Here is a 17,073-nt window from a genome sequence, read left to right as displayed (position 1 = left end):
GTATTTCATCCGCAGATTATGCATGAATATTTAAAATTCTTCGGTACAAATAATCAGCAAGAGACTGTTCGTTTTTTGATTTATGAAAGAGGCTTAATACATCGTAAGTAAGGAATTTAAAAAAATATGCATTCTCATTGTTTGTTTAATCTAGTAATTTTTTAATGGTATAACTATACTTAATTATTGATAAATTTAAAGCGTCATGATGAAATGTCTTTGTAAAATCAAAACACCTAACTCTGAAAATTAATTTATACTCATAAGTCATTTTCACTCAGTTCCAAATAAAAGATTCAAACAATAAGATTGGCTAGCAATTGATTAATCCATGCTTTGGAAAAGACAAAAGATTTTGATTAGGCCCACCTCATATCCAAGTAAGTTACTTAATTTTTAGTGACTTATGGTGGTCTGCCTTAAGAATCTTTATGCAATAGAGCCATAAACGAGCAAAACTTTACAAAATATTAAAAAAAATATTTACTCATAATTTTTAAATTTTACTCTTCACTCAACAATGCAATATATTGAAAATAAATAAATTACAAAAATATAGATAAACCTAATATAATATTCATAAACTTCACTTTCTTTTTTTATCTTCCCGATCAACAAATAACTCCCATTATAAATTAGATCAACAAAGATAATAAAAAAAACTACTGCACCAATAAAACTCCAGAAACCTATCCCAAAAAAGTAATACTTTATTAAAAAAATAAAAAACTCAATAATAAAAAAAATAGCTATAATTAGCCTTTTATAATCGTGATAAACTCTAATTACAAATTTATCCATTATTATTCCTTTTTAAACTAACGATCCATCTCATTACTTTACTTCTTCAGTAGACATCAATTATTTAATACACATCACGGCGGTAACGACCTGCTTTACACAGTGTATGCAGTTGTTCAATGCCCAGTATCTCTTGCAAAGTGGCATCTAGCGCTTTAGCCATATTCAAACTGCCGCAGATATAGAGACAAGCCCCTTGCTCTAGCCAATCAATCAATTCAGCTTTTTTTACAACTAGGACATCTTGCACATACTTTTCAGCAAATCCATCACGAGAAAATACCCGATCGATTTCTGCAATTTTACCTTGGTTTTGTAATTCATGCAGTTCATCAGCAAAAATTGCATCGAAAGCTTGTTGACGTTCACCATAAATAAACCAGTTTTGATTGTGCACCGTTGCGACGCGTTGCCTTAGATGTGAAAGCAAACTCGCCATTCCTGAGCCATTGCAAATCAAAATCGCAGAGTGAACGCCTTCTGCTAAGTGAAAATTTGGATTCGCACGAATACAGGTATGAATATATTGACCAAGTTTTAAATCTTGTGTTAATAAACCAGAACCTAAACCTAGTTCATCGCCATGCTGCTCTTGACGTACGACGAGCTCTAAATCTTTTTAATTAAATAGAGTTTGATAATTTCACGCTTATACTAAACGACTGAATAAAGACTATAATAAAAATTAAAAATTCATTCGCTATTTGCGAAATCTTCGAGCAATCATGTCCAAAAATCTTGCAACGCTGATTGGATTCAGTGCAATCTTACAATGGTCTTCTATTGTTGGTTTACTTAAGAAAATTAGTTTCAGTATTGGCCCTGATCTTGCTGTGCTCTTTATGTATACCTTGAGCGCAATTATTCTATTGCTCTTATTTAAAATTCCAAACCTTAAACTGGTTCCGCGCCAATTTTTGATATATGCCACCCTTTTATTTGTGATTTATGAGTTGTGTTTTTCGTATGCCATTGCTTTGGCTCAAACAGCTCAACAAGCGATTGAAATCAGTTTGGTCAATTATTTATGGCCGAGTCTGACAATTGCCGCGTTAATATTATTTAAAGAATTAAAATTTAACTTTTTCGTAATCATTGGTTTAGCCATTAGTTTGGGCGGCATTATTTTAATCCAAACTGTTAACGGAAGTTTTAACTGGTCTACAGTCTTTACCAACATTCAGTCCAATCCATTAAGCTATTTTCTTGCTTTTATGGGCGCTAGTTTATGGTCACTCTACTGTGTGATTACACGTAAATACAGTCATGGACATAACCCTATTTCATTCTTTTTCGTCGTAATTACCATTGTACTATGGCTAAAAATGTTGATATTTCACGGTATTCCGCAAATGCCTACCGTAGACTTACATACCGGTATGTATATGTTAATCGTGTCCATCGTGACTGCATTGGGCTATGCAGCGTGGAATGTAGGTATTATAAAAGGCAATATTACGATATTGGTGACTTTATCGTATTTTAGTCCGATTTTTTCTTCGGTTATTTCAATGTTTATATTACAGACACCACTGAGTTTAAGTTTTTGGCATGGTGCCATTTTGGTGACATTAGGTTCGCTGGTATGTTGGATTTCAACCAGTTGGCCACAAATAAAAGCAAAATTAATGCAATTGCGTCATGAATAATATGGCGCAGTTAATTGCCTCTGATTATCTTAAACTGAATAACAAAACCGCGATTAGGCACAGCATGTGAAGTAACTGTGTTGGTGCAAAATATAGAAAATATTTCCATCCACCTGTGAGAAATGCATTCACACATTTTGAAATTGCATGGGCTGATAATCCAATCACCACAGCATAAACCAGTGTCAAATTATCGATATTACCTTGCATCACAACGGTTGCCATAGCTGCATGGACTTCAAAGAGTGATGCTAATAATGTCCCTAAAATTAAGCCTTTATCACCTAAAGCGAGATTTAATCCATACACAAGTGCTTGGATCAAAGTGAGCGTGATGGCAATGATTGCCGCCTGTTTTAAGCTAAACATTCGACTATCGGTATTTTCTAACGGCGCTGGTTCATTCGCTTCTACACAAAGTTTTTCGGGTTCTGTCTCTTTATTATGCTGAACTTGAGACGAGCCATAAATCAGATATAGCGCAGCAAGGACTAATATCAAGATGCCGACGATACTTGGTATAACTAATATTTTAAACCATGCAAAACTCACCCCAAGGACGATGATCAAGAGTTGAACCAATGTCGCAACACATGAAAAAAGTCCTGCCCCTGCATTACTTTTGGCACTGGCTTTTCCTGCTCGTACTTCCATCCCTAAGCTTGCGATTGTTGCTGTGCTCGACACAAAACCTGATGCCAAGGCCGATAAGATAATCGCTTTATCAGAGGATAATAGCCGCTTGGCGATGTGCGCTAATGACTGCACCACCAAGATCAATATCAGTAATTTTAAAATCACATAGGGATTTAATACTGAACCCCAATAGGCTTGATTCGGCGTTAAAGGTAAGGCAATTAGGATCAATGCCAGTAAAAAGACCCCATCTCTTAACTCATAGTCTTTGATCCAATGCACTGCAAAATGATGTAAGCCTTTTTTTCCAAATAATATGAGGGTCAACACCACAGCCAAACACGCAGCAAGTGGAATATTAAAAACACAAGCGGCACCGATCAAATAAGTCATGACAAAAGCAAGTTCAGTGGTTGTTCCAATATCTTGTTTTTGCTGGCTTAATCCATAATAGCTAAACATACTGACGACAATTGCACCGATTACACCAACAGCTAAATGGATTAAAAAACACAATGCTCCAAACAGCGCACAAATGGTAAATGAGCGTAAACCGGCAAAGCTCTGTTCACTGTCCAAATTGTTGTTACGTTGACGCTCCAAACCGATGAGCAACCCACAGCCTAAAGCCGAAGCTAAAATAGTTAACAACGCTGGGAAGGATAATGTTTGTATGAGTATTTCCAAATTTAAGCCCTCCCATCAATACATTGTTTATTTTGGCAATATAAATAAAAAATAATATAAAAATTTAACGCTAAAATTTGAAAAAAACATATAAATTGAACAACTTGAGCATTTTCAATCATGTTCAAAGTTTAGTCATACTTTAAATCATAAACAATTCCATGATAAATATCCTAGTGGACATCAAATATTTCTCATCTTTTAATTAAAAAAATATTCGAAAATCTGACTTAAATTCGGACTTTTTTACCTTCATGTCTGTTTAAAGCACACATTAAGCCCAAATCACCATAATCGCAGCAATCACCACTAGGGCTAAACCCCAATGATCGGTTCTTGCGAGTTTTTCCTTAAAGAAATAGGCAGAGATTAAGAGGCTAAATAAGATTTCGATTTGACCTAGGGTTTTGACAATCGCAACCGTTTGCATACTCATAGCAGTAAACCAGCCCAAGGATGCTAGAAAGCTACAGACACTAACGCGAAAGGTCAGACCGACTCTATCCCACATGGCAATGAGCGTTTTGCGGCTAAATAGACTGAGGTACAGCAGCATAATTACACATTGAAAGCCAATTACACTCAACAATACCCACGCCGCACGATGCAAAGTCGGTAAATCACTTAGCTCTAAACTGGCTTCACGAACCAATAAAGAGGTAATGGCAAAACTTAATCCACTCCCTACACCGATGCATAAAGTTGGCAAAGATAACTTTTGTCGTTGAGAACCTTTGCTTAAAAGAAAAACGGCTATGCCACCAACCAAAACACCAATCCAACCAAATAAACTTAAATGTTCACTTAAGAAAATCACCCCCACTATGGCCGCAAAGATGGCTTCACTTTTCGCTAAACCGACACCGATGGCATAATTCTTTTGTTTAAAAAGCAAGACCATTAAAATCGTCGCTAAAATTTGACTTAGTCCTGCAATCACAACATAGATCCAAAACATAGGTGTAAATGTGGTCACCTGAATCACAGGCTGTTGTTGGTACAGCACAAATAAATAAATGCAGGCAAATGGGAGCCCAAAAATAAACCGTGCAAGGGTGACACCATACACATCAACAGTGGTACTGAGTTGTTTTTGAAATGCATTGCGCCATGACTGCATAAAAGCAGCCATTAAAGTGAATAAGATCCAAACTGGAAACATAAGAAAGGTGGTTTAACGGTGGATGCCTCATCAATTTACGCTTTTATTGAATTGAATGCGACCCAACACGGCTAGATTATTCATTGAACTTGGTTATGGATTCATTGAAAAAATTTTATTTAAAAACCTCATATTAAGAATATGGTATTTATCAAAATTTAAGTTTTTATAAAAATACGCAAAGGCATGTTACCTTTGCGTTTTGCTCTTTACCAATATTTAGTTGGTAACTTACAGTAAGTTAGCTTTCAAGTAGTACAGCACCAAATTGCTCACGTAGATCTTTTTTCAGCATTTTACCTGTTCCGCTCAAAGGAATAGCATCCACGAAAATCACTTTATCTGGCACCTGCCATTTAGCGACTTTATCTGCATAATAATCCAAAATTTCTGTATCAGATAAATCGACATCTGGCTTTTTAATTGCAATCAAAACAGGTCGCTCATCCCATTTCGGATGAGTCGCTGCAATCACTGCTGCCATTGCAATTTTAGGATGTCCCATAGCCAAGTTTTCTAACTCAACAGAAGAAATCCATTCACCGCCAGATTTGATCAAATCTTTTGACCGGTCACTAATTTTTAAGAAACCGTCTTCGTTCAGGGTTGCAATATCCCCGGTATCAAACCAACCATCTGAGGTTAATGCAGACTCTGTTTTGCCAAAGTAATTGCCAATAATCCAATGCCCTTGGATCTGTAAATTACCCGTCGTTTCTCCATCACGTGCAACTTCGTGTGTACCGTTTTCTTCATCGGTAATACGTAAATCAACTCCAAATGGCGGACGACCTTGTGATAATCGTACTTGTAATTGTTCTTCTTCAGATAATAACAAATGTTTGGCTTTAAATTGGTTTGAAGAACCTAATGGACTGGTTTCGGTCATTCCCCAAGCATGAATTGTTTCACAGTTAAATTGTTCTTTAAATACTTTTAACATCGCAGGTGGGCAAGCAGATCCACCAACTACATTACGCACTAAACTCTGGAGCTGACTACCCGCTTGCTGCGCAGCATTAATTAAACCTTGCCAAATCGTTGGAACGCCCAATGCAACAGATACTTTATAGTCATCAATCATTTGCGTTAGGCTCGCACCATCTAAACCTGGGCCTGGCAGCACTAAAGTACATCCCACCATTGCCGCAGCGTATGGCGTACCCCATGCATTGACATGGAACATCGGTACAACGGGCATCATAATATCTCGCGCTGAGATATTTAATGAATCCGGCATACAAATCGCATAACTGTGTAAGACTGTTGAACGATGGCTATACAACACGCCTTTTGGATTGCCTGTGGTACCCGAGGTATAACATAAAGAACTAGCCGATAATTCATCTAATTCTGGCCATGTATAGTCTGCAGATTGTCCCGTGATAAGTTCATCATAAAATTTAACATCTGGCACCGCTTCGACAATTGCTGCATCCGGTGAATCTAAACAAATAAAATGTTCAACAGATTTTAATAGTGGTTTTACTGCTTTGATTAAAGGCAAAAAGGTTTTATCAAATAACATCACGCGGTCAGCGGCATCATTGATGATAAAAATTAATTGTTCTGGAAATAAACGTGGATTAATGGTGTGACATACATAACCACTACCTGAAATAGCGTACCAAGACTCTAAGTGACGATGGTTATTCCAAGCGATGGTCGCAACACGATCCCCTAAATTTAAACCGAGTGATGCAAGAACATTGGCAAATCGTTTTGAATTTTTATGGACTTCACCCCAAGTGGTTTTCGTAATCGTCGAGTCTGTATTTTTTGAAATGACTAAACTATCCGCATGATAGCGACCCGCATGTTCAATCATGCTACTAATCAAAAGCGGTTTAAACATCATATTACCAAGCATTCTTTGCTCCCACATTCATCCATATTGAGTTGTTGTTTTTCCGCACTGTCCTGCAGATTTTTTAAAACTTTGCACCATGTCAAAAGTGATTGTTCTTTATCGACAAGGTTAAAGCAGTAGATATGAAACGCATATCCAAAACTGATTCTTATGTTTTAACCTTAATTGATTTTAGAATCCACTGTTTTATTGCTCAAAATATGAATGCTTTAGTGGTATAAAATGCAAAAATTAAAGCTTTAGCCCTATTCAAAATATAGTCTTATTTAGTTATAACACTGCTGCTTTAAAAAATGTCGTTTTCAGTTATCAAATAATCGACTGAGTCAATTAGCATAAAAAAACCCAGTCTAGATACACTGGGTTCATTCGTTGCATTAGCCGTTGTAGTTAAGTTGAAATAGTTACAGCACTTCAAACTCAATACGACGGTTTTTCTTACGGCCTTCAGGCGTAGCATTGTCTGCTACAGGCTTATTTGAGCCCATCCCTTCAGTACTTAAGTTCGCCGCCGCAATATTCTTTGAAATCAGGTAGTTTTTAACTGCATTAGCACGATCTTGGCTTAAACTTAAGTTTTTCTCAGGATTCCCTGAGCTGTCTGTGTGACCAATAATTCGTACTTTTTTCCCACCGACGCGATTCAGTGCGATAACCATTTCATCTAAGATCTGTACCCCAGATGGTGCTAAAATCGCGCTTCCAGATTCAAATTCAATAATACGATTACGTAAAGCCGCATCAATAATGGCCTGTTCAGCCTGATTGACAGAAAGCTGTGCATTGAAACGAAAAGGTGCTGTGACCAAAGACTGAAACTTGGTGGTCGTGGGTTGGATATCATCTTGATTTGACATCTTTCCACTTAAATCGACTTGCGTTCCGCGTACAGAGAGTTTCCCCTGTTTTACTTTCTTTAAGTCATCATTAATCATCTGGCTTACGCTATTGCCCCAACCATTGGGTGCAGTAACCGCTCGAACCTGAATTTTATCAACCACATTTGCCTGACCATAAGTCAAATAGGCTTTATTTAATATTTCTTGCTTGGTTGCTTCATTCGGTACAGCGCCTTCAATCACAATAGGCTCTGCCCAGAGCAAAGCCGAACAGCCTAAAATGCATACACTCGCAAGAAATTTGGGCAACATTGGTAAGATTCTTTGCATCATTATTCTTCTATAAAAGTCTGTCTAAAAAGTTTAATGCCATGAATAAGGCTGATCTGACGCTCACTCAAAGACTGTTCCAAAACGGCTAAGCCTGCATTTTGTTCAAGATAAGGATCAATCCAACTGGCATCGATCAGGGAAACCCAATGATCACTTTGCATATTTTGGGTGAAAACATCACTCAGCGCTGTAATATCAGCACCTTGAAAACCAAACAGTAAAACAGGTGAATCACTGTGTAGGATGCCAATGAGTAACTCAGCATCTTGGTTTTCGACAAAACGACTAATTAAATTGACCCAAAACGCCGCAATTTCATAGCAGTAACTAATATTATTGATTGGTAAGATCAGCACTTTATTCAACCGAGACGTACCCTGATGAATAATCGGTTGTAGCAGCAAACCGAGACCAATCATGCTTTGCGCCAACTGATAAGGCGTAAAATTCAATAAACGTGCAAATGAATGCAACGTATGATGCTCATAAAAAGAAGAGGTTTCTTCTGTCCCGAACACTTGAATTTCGTTATTCAGTTTGCCTAATTTATCGAGCAAAATATCGGGATCGCGAATAGAACGCATCACTCGGTTACGCTGATATAAGTCAATTAAGGTTTGTTTATAACGATAAGGTGCATACAAAATATTATCGAAAGGATCATCGATTTCTAGCAGATGAGCGAGCACCATTGGAAATTGACGCTTTGAACTGTCTTCACTACTAATCAAATTGGCAACCAAAAAACGCTTATCTTTTGGACTGGCAATAAAGAAATCTAATGAAGGCAGTGAGTTATACGCTGCATTAAAATCGTCTGAACGCATAGCGAACTCAAGCGCCTCCGTGATCCACTGATCGATTAACTGAATCAGTGAATATTGTTCACGGCTCTTTAAGAAGTCACCACGAGCTGGACATTTTCCATAATACAGCGGTGTCGTTCTCACTTCATACATCGTCACACTCCTTGTTCTTTTGCACGAATGCCACCGCTCTCATTTTTAAATTCATCATCATGGTGTTGCTGTTCCTTGTACAACACTCATCGGTGAAGTCGCTGGCGCTACAGGCGCTTGTCCTGCAGGCATCGTTTGCGCTGCGACGACACGAACACCTTTATTCGTCACCACTTGATCAACAAGAGTCATACCTGAATAGCCTGAACCTGTAGTTGGGCCAGATGCGTTACCACTTATTAAACGGAAATTCACTTTAACAAACACTTTTGGATTTTGTTTGCTACGCCACACCATTTCAAATGAATTACCATTTTGTGTACGCTGAGCGCCTTCAACCAATCGGTTAATACCATATTCACCCGGCTCATCAAAAATCGTATGCGTTTGACCTTCCAAGTCAATTGCAGTAATACGTGCACCCGGAATTGCCCCTTTATTTGGCCAAACGAAGTTCACCCATTGCTGAACACCGTTTTCATACACCATACGCTGACCATCAATATCAATGGTATATGAAAGCAACTGTGTATTTTCTAATGGGAAGAACTGGAAGTTCGATTGATTGGTTGCCGCAGGTGCTGCTTGACTCAATTCCCCTGTAGCAACGCCATTACTTGGCGCAACATAGCGTTGGAAATTCGCTACAAATTGTGGATTTAAACCAATGCCCAAATCTTTCCATGTTTTCGTGGTTAAGGTATAGCCACGACGAATCACCAATGGATCTAAATATTCTTTTACAAAGCGAGCGATACTTCCGTTTTCACCAAAAATTTGGCTAATTTCATTACTGGTCGCTTGTAAAGTGGCATTGCTATTAAATGGATATTTAGGCGCAAGATTGGTTGTAAATGGTTGATACGCCTGCATTGCCCATAATTTATTAATTTCGTTTTGAGCTGGAATCAAAAGAACTTCAAATGACTGAGTCACCGGCTGCATAAAGAGTTTTTGAATCAACTGTTGATCTAATTCATTCAGACCCACAGACATTTTTTCATCCACAAATTTTTGCGTGCTATTAAAGACAGAGCTTTGATCATTGATGGTTTGCTTCACCAATGTCATGCTTGCAGGTCCCATATCACCGCCACTCTTCAAATCATTGAACTTACTGCGCACTTGACTCAAAGACAGCATGTATTCATCTAAAATAGATTTGTTTTGCTGATCATCACGCTTACGAACCAATTGATAGAACACATCAAATTCTTTTGCAATAACACCTTGACCTGCTTTAGAAGCCACTTGCTGTGCCTGCTGCGCATCATCACGGCTGAGGACTTTACGTTTAAACCACGCAATAAAGCCTTTCTGAGGTGCAGCCAGTTCTGCTTGAACAATTGGATTATCCCAACTGGTTTCTTTCGCAATACGGTCAACCACTTTACGAATTGGCGAATTTTCAGGTTCACCTAAAATATCGATAAAACGTGACTGCTGAGCGACATCTGCGCCTTTGCCATAATGTACTGCATTTAAGAATTTACGCCATTCAGCGATATATTCCTGTTTATAAAGTTCGGTTAACTGTTTACTGATCTGATCTGGACTACCACTAAATGTCAGGTCATCCGATCGATTGGTATTGAGTACCCAATCTTGAGTATCCGTCGGATTATTCGCGGCTTGGTTAATCGCTTCTTTTACATAATCATTCCAAGCTTGGTAAGTAAAGATACCCGGCAAGGCATAACTACCCAACATGCTGTTTTGGCCTGTTTCACCTAATATTTGCTTCACTGTCACTGCTGGGAAGCGTACCGAACCACGCATTTTAATTTCATTATAAACGCGGTCACGTGCGGGAATACCCATGGTAACAGCCGTCAATAATTGACGTGTTTGATCTACTAATAAAGGATCAGATTCCATTTGCGGGAACGCAGGATCAGCAGCTAAAGTCATCGCATAAGATAAAACTTGTTCTGCTTTTTGAATCATTTCCCCACGTGGCATTTGACCACGATTTGAATCTAACCATGAACGCCAGAAACGGGTGACTTGGTCACTCAAATGGCTCGATTCCATATATTTATGATTGCTCATCATCAAATACGCCTTCAGTGCATTGTATGCATCCTGAGGATTTGTATCCGATGGTTCTAAATATGGCTGATTTGATTTCACAGCTTGAGTGATTTGCACATTGACGTGATTTTCTTTCAACGTCGCCTCATTGGCTTTAACGCGTTGTAAGTACTGCGCCATATTTTGCTGAGATGGTGCTAATACAATTTGTTGAATACCACGTAAATACTCAACTTTGAGTTTTTCACGAATCTTATTCCCTTGGTATAAACCAAAGCTATATTTCAAAGGACGATCTTCATCAAAATGATCAAGCTGCTGTAAATGCCCTTGTAATATCAGCAATGCATCCAATTGAGTCGAAAGCTCACTTCCGCTACGGCTTTCCATTTGTACAACTTTGTCTAGGTCTGCCTGAACTTCTGCCACGAGTTGTTGGTTATTGCGATACGACCAAACCCATAATCCAAGAACCACAGCAACCAATAACAATGCAGCAATAAATGCCATAAAGCGCTGACGTTTACGTGCAGGATTGATATGTTGTTTAACTAGATTTTTATCTTTTAAAATGACGGTTGAAAAGAGTCCTTTTAAGAAATAACCATGGTCTTGCGAAACAGAATTCGTAGGAATGCCAAACTCACTATCCGTACTTTTCACCAAATGAAAATCTTCAGCAATTTGTTCGGTCATCGGACTTTCAATTACACCTTCTTGCAACGCACTGGTGAAATAGAACCCACGGAATACCGGTTTAAACTGATAGGGGTTGTCTTGAAACAACGTACCAATAAACGTTTTTAACACTGGCTTTAAACTTTTAAACTCAAGCGGAAATGTCATTACACTTGGAGAAATATTTTGCGAATGACGACGACTCAAGTGCGTTGTACTGACGCTCTTCAAACCATCGTATAAAATTGAATAATGCTTTTCGAACATCTCAACAGCATGCTCAGATGAGTCTGGATCATAAGGCAGTGTTGCACCCCAAACTTGATCAAATTCATCCTTATCATAACAATCAAAAAATTCAGTAAAGCCGGCAATCAAATCCATTTTTGAAAAAACGATATACACTGGCGCAAAAATTTCTAAACGTTCAGTCAAATCCTGTATACGTGCGCGTAAGTTTTTGGCTAATTTGATTGATTTTTCAGGGCTTTGACTGACAAGCTCAGCCACAGAAACAATTACGATTAAACCGTTAATCGGCGCTTTAGAACGGTTTTTCTTTAGAATATTTAAAAAGCCTAACCATTCAGAATGGTCTTCGGCATAAACTGAATATCGACCTGCGGTATCGAGTAACACACCATCTGTAGAGAAAAACCAATCGCAGTTACGTGTCCCACTTAAACCTGCTGACACCATTTTCTGATGGGTTTCTTCAAATGGAAATCTAAGGCCAGAATTATAAATCGCCGAACTTTTACCCGCTGCTGGGTTACCAATCACCATGTACCAAGGTAATTCATATAGCGCTGCATTACCCTTTTTATCGCCAAGTTTTGATTTACGGATAAGTTGAATCGAGTCTTTCATTTGCTGATTGATCAGCGCAAGTTCTTCTTTATTCTTTTGTTTACCGTATTCAGCTTCATTATCTTTGGCAATCGCCTCAGCAAGCTCTTCGCCTTGCTGTTTATGACGATAATGCTGCACTAATTCATAAATACCCCACAGAATTAATCCGAGAATATAAACAGCAACCACAATGTAAAAAGTCTTTTGCGGAATCGAATTATGCATGGCAACAATAGCCACAAAAAATGACAAAGCCACCATCGCTTTAGGATTGGTGACGTACTGCCAAACATAACCGAGGATCGTATAAAATAGTGTGTTCACAATGTTCTCAATTTCGTCTTAATTCTAATTAAACAGTTTCTTGTTCAAGTTCATCTTCTACTGAAAATGCTTGAATAAAAGCAAATGTCGATTCTTGGTCTGTGCTATAAATCATGGCAGTTAACTCTTCTGGCAAGTGCATACCCAACATGAATCCAAAAATTTTTGCCAATTGCTGGGTATTTCCAAGATTCTGTTTTGTATATAAAAAATGATAGGTTTCAATCGCGGTTTCATTAAATTTATGCTGTAATTTTTTCACCACTTTCATATCTGTTGCATCATCTAACATCAATAAAAAGGGTTGTTCTTGATCATACTGATCTAAATTATTCAGTGCTTTAAGCTCTAAATTACGTTTCAACTCAGGCTCATGTGCCACCACTTGTAGCACTTTATTTGGAGTTAAACCTCGAACTTGAACGTCTGAAGCAGCCAAACACCAACTCGATGCAAACTCTGCAGCAATGTATTTTTCTTGTAACCACATCTTTTCATCAATCCATTCTTGGTCGATTTCAGAGTCAGCATTCAGAATCAAACTGACTTCAAACTTTTGTTTTGAAATCATCTCTAAAATGCTTAACCATTCTGAATAAGCGACTTGAGTGCCGATAAAATGTGGCTCGATATGAATTTGTTCGGGAATGATCGAAAATCCGTCAGATAGATACTGCTGAATAATTTGAGCATAATCATCATTCCATTGATGAATCAAATTATCAGCAAGCAAAATATGGACATTTAAACGGTTTAGACGTGAAACTTGCTGTGCAGTGTTCGCCAAATGTTCTGGATTTTCATCTTGCGTATAATCTGGATCCACCCAACCCGGATGCATACGGTACTGATATGCCAATTCACTATCATAAAAGAGTGCTGATTGCTTCAGATGCTCAGCAATTAAAAATAGACTTTCAACGTGTTGCTCTAGTTGTTGCTGAATAAGTGACTGGATTCGTTTTTCACGCATGGTGATGGCACTAAATTCATCATCTGCTTCTTCACTAGTAAGTTCATCTAAATCTTTGATTCGAAATGAAAGAACAGGCAAACCGTATGCATTGAATAATTTATCATCGAGTTCAGGACTTTTGAATTGTTGAATATCTTGGATAATTTGTTCGTTTTCACCAAAACTATGCCAAGCCGCTGAAGAATAAACATTTAAACGAAATTGCTGTACATCAATAGGCTTCGGTTTTGCTTGTTCAATGGCCTCAAGTTGTTGTTGCTCAGCTTGTTCTTCTGCACGTTTTTCAGCTTCAAGTTTTTTTTCTTTTTGATGTTGAATGCCCTTGTAAAGCAAATAAGGCGACAAAATAATTGCACATAAAGCTAAAGGAAGAAGTAAAAAGTATGTGACTAAATCGAAAGCCGTCGGATCATAGCCTGTATCTCGCCAGTAAAAAATCACGAAAGCAGTACACAAAACAAAAAGCGCACTAAAGGTTCCAATTATTAATTTCAGCATTATTATGCATTCCCCATTAAGGCATAACAGGTTTCTGTATTATCGACCTGTTTATTCGGCTGTAAAAATGCTCCCTGAGCTAAACCAATTCCGCTCAAAGAATTTAAACACACCGGTTTTATTTCTTCTTTTTGTAAAATTAAGCGCACATCCACCATTAATGTTGGACTACACCAAGTTTGAATCATTTGTTTTAATTTTAGGCTGCGTGCCTGATTCGGTAAAAATGTTAAATAATCTTCATGATTTAAAGGTCCAATCACGATTTCAATTTTTTCGTCAATCTGTTGAATCTTCTCACCACAAAAAGTATTCAGCCCCAATAAGCTCGGCTGAGATCCACCTAAACATGTTCTCTGATCTTCTTCAAATACAAAAGTTTCAGGGATAAATTCTCGAATATCAAATTTCTGCTTAAAGATACAATTCAGCATGGTTTTTAATGCATAAGCTGTATTGTTTTGCCCCTGCATTAAACCTGAGAATTCAGCAAAATAATCATCTAAATCTGGCTGATCATGCTGGCTACTGATATAACCATTTAATGCATGTAAAATATCAAGATAGTGATTATCCTGCTCGATTTCATAACGAATAGGTAAATGATAATTTAAACTGGCATCAACATAATGTGCTGTTAATTTATGATTAAACAGCCCTAAAAACTTTTGTGTTTCGTGTCGCTGATGTCGCCCGCTCAGCTTAATCTTATTGGTATAGCTATAAGGTAATGCACCTTGAATACCCGTTAAACCCACCATTAAATTTGTCAGTTCAACTTTCTCATCGTTGAACTCTAAACTTTCAATTTCAGTGTTCGGGAAGTTCAAATTAAGTGAACTATTAAACTCAAAGTCATTGGCCCAATGGACCTGAGCTGCTCCATAAGGTGCATGTCTTAACAAACGAGTAGCTTGAACAAACTCGTAGGCTTTCGGTTCTTGGAAAAGTCCGTCAATTACAGAGCTTTCTTGCCACCAACGTTCTGCACGCATTGGTATAACTCCTGTTGACTATTTGCATCAAAAACCGAGACATCGACAAAGCTGTTCATATTGACTTTTAAATTAAAGATATGGGCTAGCAATTGACTAAATATATACAGGCTATGCCCTCTAAATATATCAGCATCGATATCAAGCTGTACTTTTAAACCTCTGACAAATAATGGAAACGGTTTACTATCTACAAGTTTCTGTGTGGTAGAAAACTGAATATTTTTTATGGAGTCGATAATAATTTGGTTTTCTTTCGATTTAGGTAAATTATACAATTCCAAAAGTTCTTTAATATGAGAGACCGTATCGCCTTTCATTAAAGACATATTATTCAAAGATAAATGTGAAATGACCCGCCACTGTTCTTGTTTATTTTGCTCAAAATAATACGGTAACGACGGTCGTTTGAGCATCAGGGCACGACGGGCCAAATTACTATCATTCAGAGTTAATGCATTTTGATCTTTATTATAACTTTCGTAAGGTAACTCACGATTACTACATAGTAGTTCAGTACTAATAAAATCGGACTGAGTGCTATGTGGGTCTAAAGCACGAGATATGATTGAATAGTTTAATTCCTGATGTTTATTCTTCATCTGCTGCGGATTTAAACTATAAAAAAACTGCACTTTATCCTGATGATAATGACTCATTGCAAAAAAAGGCAGTACCGGATAATACACTTCATCTTGGTTACTTTTTTCACGCACCATATTCATTTTTAAAATGCTATAGGCTTGAAAATATTCAGGATGGTGTGCATCTGTCACCAATGGATATTCCATTCGCTTATGATTAATCTTTTGCGGCTCTGCTTGTTTATTGAAAAGATTAACAATTGGTGTAGCAAACAATTTAAAATTTGCAGCATTTAATTCAGAATAATTTCGAATCGCTGCTTGATCATTTAAATTGAGTTTAAAGTGCATTTGAACATCAAATTCACTATGTTCTAAACTTAAAAACTTAATGAAATCTAGATTTAGATTTAAAAAATTGAATTTTTCAGGAACACAAAAATATTCCATCAGTAAACGATATGCATGATGTGTATGTTGATCGATAGGTAGAACACTTTGAACTTCATCAAAGCCCATAATTTCAAATGGATTGGCAATATCAAAAATGTGCTGCCCCACACGAATCGAAAAACTTGTAGTCGATTTAAAAATACTATCTAAAACCTGCAAAGGAAAATTAGAAATAGCGTCTAAAAATATCGGCAAAGTTTCATTTTTGAGTAAAGCGTGCTTATTCGAAAAAATTTCAAATCCTAAGCTCAATGTAGCATTTTGATTTAAATGCATATGTGCCGATGGATGAGTTTTGAAATTGAGCTGTTTTAATTGAATCGGTAATAATGTGACTTCTTGTACCGTCTGATATTCACATTGAACACCGCGCGTACTTTTGGCTTTTAGACTGGTCGCCTTTGGAATAACGTGTCGATCTGTTAATTGCTTAATTTTATTTATATCTTCGAAGCTCACCACAGAACATGCAGGAAATGGTTTTAAATATTGAGGAAACATCACCTCAAAAATTGAACGGGTAAAAACGTCATAACTATCTGCAAGTTTTTTATCAATCCGTGCAGAAATTAGAGAAAATGCTTGAATTAAACGCTCAATATGCGGGTCATCTATTTGTTCTTGGTTTAAAGACAAACGCTGGGCGATTTTGGGGTATTTACTGGCAAACTCACGGGACTGTTGTCCAAATTCCTGTAGTTGTTTTTCGTAATACGGTAACAGCTCTTCAATCACAGATAACC

11 protein-coding genes are annotated in these 17,073 nt (G+C 37.5%); 1 reads left to right on the top strand and 10 read right to left on the bottom strand.

Features of this window, described 5'->3' with window-relative positions; genetic code table 11:
* Positions 1-865: 865 nt before the first annotated feature.
* Positions 866-1,261, bottom strand: a complete 396-nt coding sequence (locus AC25JC_RS12700) for a ferredoxin reductase domain-containing protein (RefSeq protein ID WP_486924175.1) — start codon at positions 1,259-1,261, stop codon at positions 866-868.
* Between the two features lie 265 nt (positions 1,262-1,526).
* Here AC25JC_RS12700 and yddG point away from each other — a divergent pair, with 265 nt between their 5' ends.
* Positions 1,527-2,450 carry an aromatic amino acid DMT transporter YddG gene (gene yddG, locus AC25JC_RS12695; protein ID WP_486924174.1) on the top strand — a complete coding sequence of 308 codons (924 nt, stop codon included), beginning with the start codon at positions 1,527-1,529 and terminating at the stop codon, positions 2,448-2,450.
* A gap of 24 nt (positions 2,451-2,474) precedes the next feature.
* On the opposite strand, the gene AC25JC_RS12690 is transcribed toward yddG, so the two are convergent.
* From AC25JC_RS12690 to tssF, 9 genes are all read right to left on the bottom strand, one after another.
* Complete coding sequence (locus tag AC25JC_RS12690; protein ID WP_486924173.1) at positions 2,475-3,773, bottom strand: MgtC/SapB family protein; 1,299 nt, start codon at positions 3,771-3,773, stop codon at positions 2,475-2,477.
* A gap of 274 nt (positions 3,774-4,047) precedes the next feature.
* Positions 4,048-4,935: a DMT family transporter gene (locus tag AC25JC_RS12685; RefSeq protein WP_249733424.1), complete on the bottom strand. Its 888-nt coding sequence runs from the start codon at positions 4,933-4,935 to the stop codon at positions 4,048-4,050.
* 241 nt (positions 4,936-5,176) lie between these two features.
* Entirely contained in the window at positions 5,177-6,805 is a 1,629-nt protein-coding gene (locus tag AC25JC_RS12680) for a long-chain-fatty-acid--CoA ligase (RefSeq protein ID WP_486924172.1), read from the bottom strand.
* Between the two features lie 404 nt (positions 6,806-7,209).
* Positions 7,210-7,956 (bottom strand): OmpA family protein, encoded by a 747-nt coding sequence (locus AC25JC_RS12675; RefSeq protein ID WP_228157211.1) that lies wholly within the window; start codon positions 7,954-7,956, stop codon positions 7,210-7,212.
* Positions 7,957-7,976: 20 nt separating this feature from the next.
* The gene (tagF, locus tag AC25JC_RS12670; protein WP_486924171.1) at positions 7,977-8,936 is read right to left on the bottom strand and encodes a type VI secretion system-associated protein TagF; all 960 of its coding nucleotides are present in this window, start codon (positions 8,934-8,936) and stop codon (positions 7,977-7,979) included.
* Between the two features lie 57 nt (positions 8,937-8,993).
* The gene (gene tssM / locus AC25JC_RS12665) at positions 8,994-12,824 is read right to left on the bottom strand and encodes a type VI secretion system membrane subunit TssM (RefSeq protein ID WP_486924170.1); all 3,831 of its coding nucleotides are present in this window, start codon (positions 12,822-12,824) and stop codon (positions 8,994-8,996) included.
* A gap of 28 nt (positions 12,825-12,852) precedes the next feature.
* Positions 12,853-14,298: a hypothetical protein gene (locus tag AC25JC_RS12660; protein WP_486924169.1), complete on the bottom strand. Its 1,446-nt coding sequence runs from the start codon at positions 14,296-14,298 to the stop codon at positions 12,853-12,855.
* Between the two features lie 2 nt (positions 14,299-14,300).
* Entirely contained in the window at positions 14,301-15,293 is a 993-nt protein-coding gene (gene tssG, locus AC25JC_RS12655) for a type VI secretion system baseplate subunit TssG (RefSeq protein ID WP_180095180.1), read from the bottom strand.
* Positions 15,257-17,065 (bottom strand): type VI secretion system baseplate subunit TssF, encoded by a 1,809-nt coding sequence (gene tssF / locus AC25JC_RS12650; protein ID WP_180064162.1) that lies wholly within the window; start codon positions 17,063-17,065, stop codon positions 15,257-15,259. Before tssF ends, tssG begins: the two co-directional genes overlap by 37 nt.
* Positions 17,066-17,073: the final 8 nt, after the last annotated feature.

This window comes from Acinetobacter sp. P37, assembly GCF_057480965.1.
This window is presented reverse-complemented; position numbering and strand designations above follow the sequence as displayed.

Excerpts from the sequence above, each read along its gene's own strand:
- tssG (WP_180095180.1), bottom strand. The coding sequence starts at position 15,293 with ATGCGTGCAGAACGTTGGTGGCAAGAAAGCTCTGTAATTGACGGACTT.
- AC25JC_RS12660 (WP_486924169.1), bottom strand. The coding sequence starts at position 14,298 with ATGCTGAAATTAATAATTGGAACCTTTAGTGCGCTTTTTGTTTTGTGT.
- AC25JC_RS12680 (WP_486924172.1), bottom strand. The coding sequence starts at position 6,805 with ATGCTTGGTAATATGATGTTTAAACCGCTTTTGATTAGTAGCATGATT.
- AC25JC_RS12685 (WP_249733424.1), bottom strand. The coding sequence starts at position 4,935 with ATGTTTCCAGTTTGGATCTTATTCACTTTAATGGCTGCTTTTATGCAG.
- AC25JC_RS12675 (WP_228157211.1), bottom strand. The coding sequence starts at position 7,956 with ATGTTGCCCAAATTTCTTGCGAGTGTATGCATTTTAGGCTGTTCGGCT.
- tagF (WP_486924171.1), bottom strand. The coding sequence starts at position 8,936 with ATGTATGAAGTGAGAACGACACCGCTGTATTATGGAAAATGTCCAGCT.
- yddG (WP_486924174.1), top strand. The coding sequence starts at position 1,527 with ATGTCCAAAAATCTTGCAACGCTGATTGGATTCAGTGCAATCTTACAA.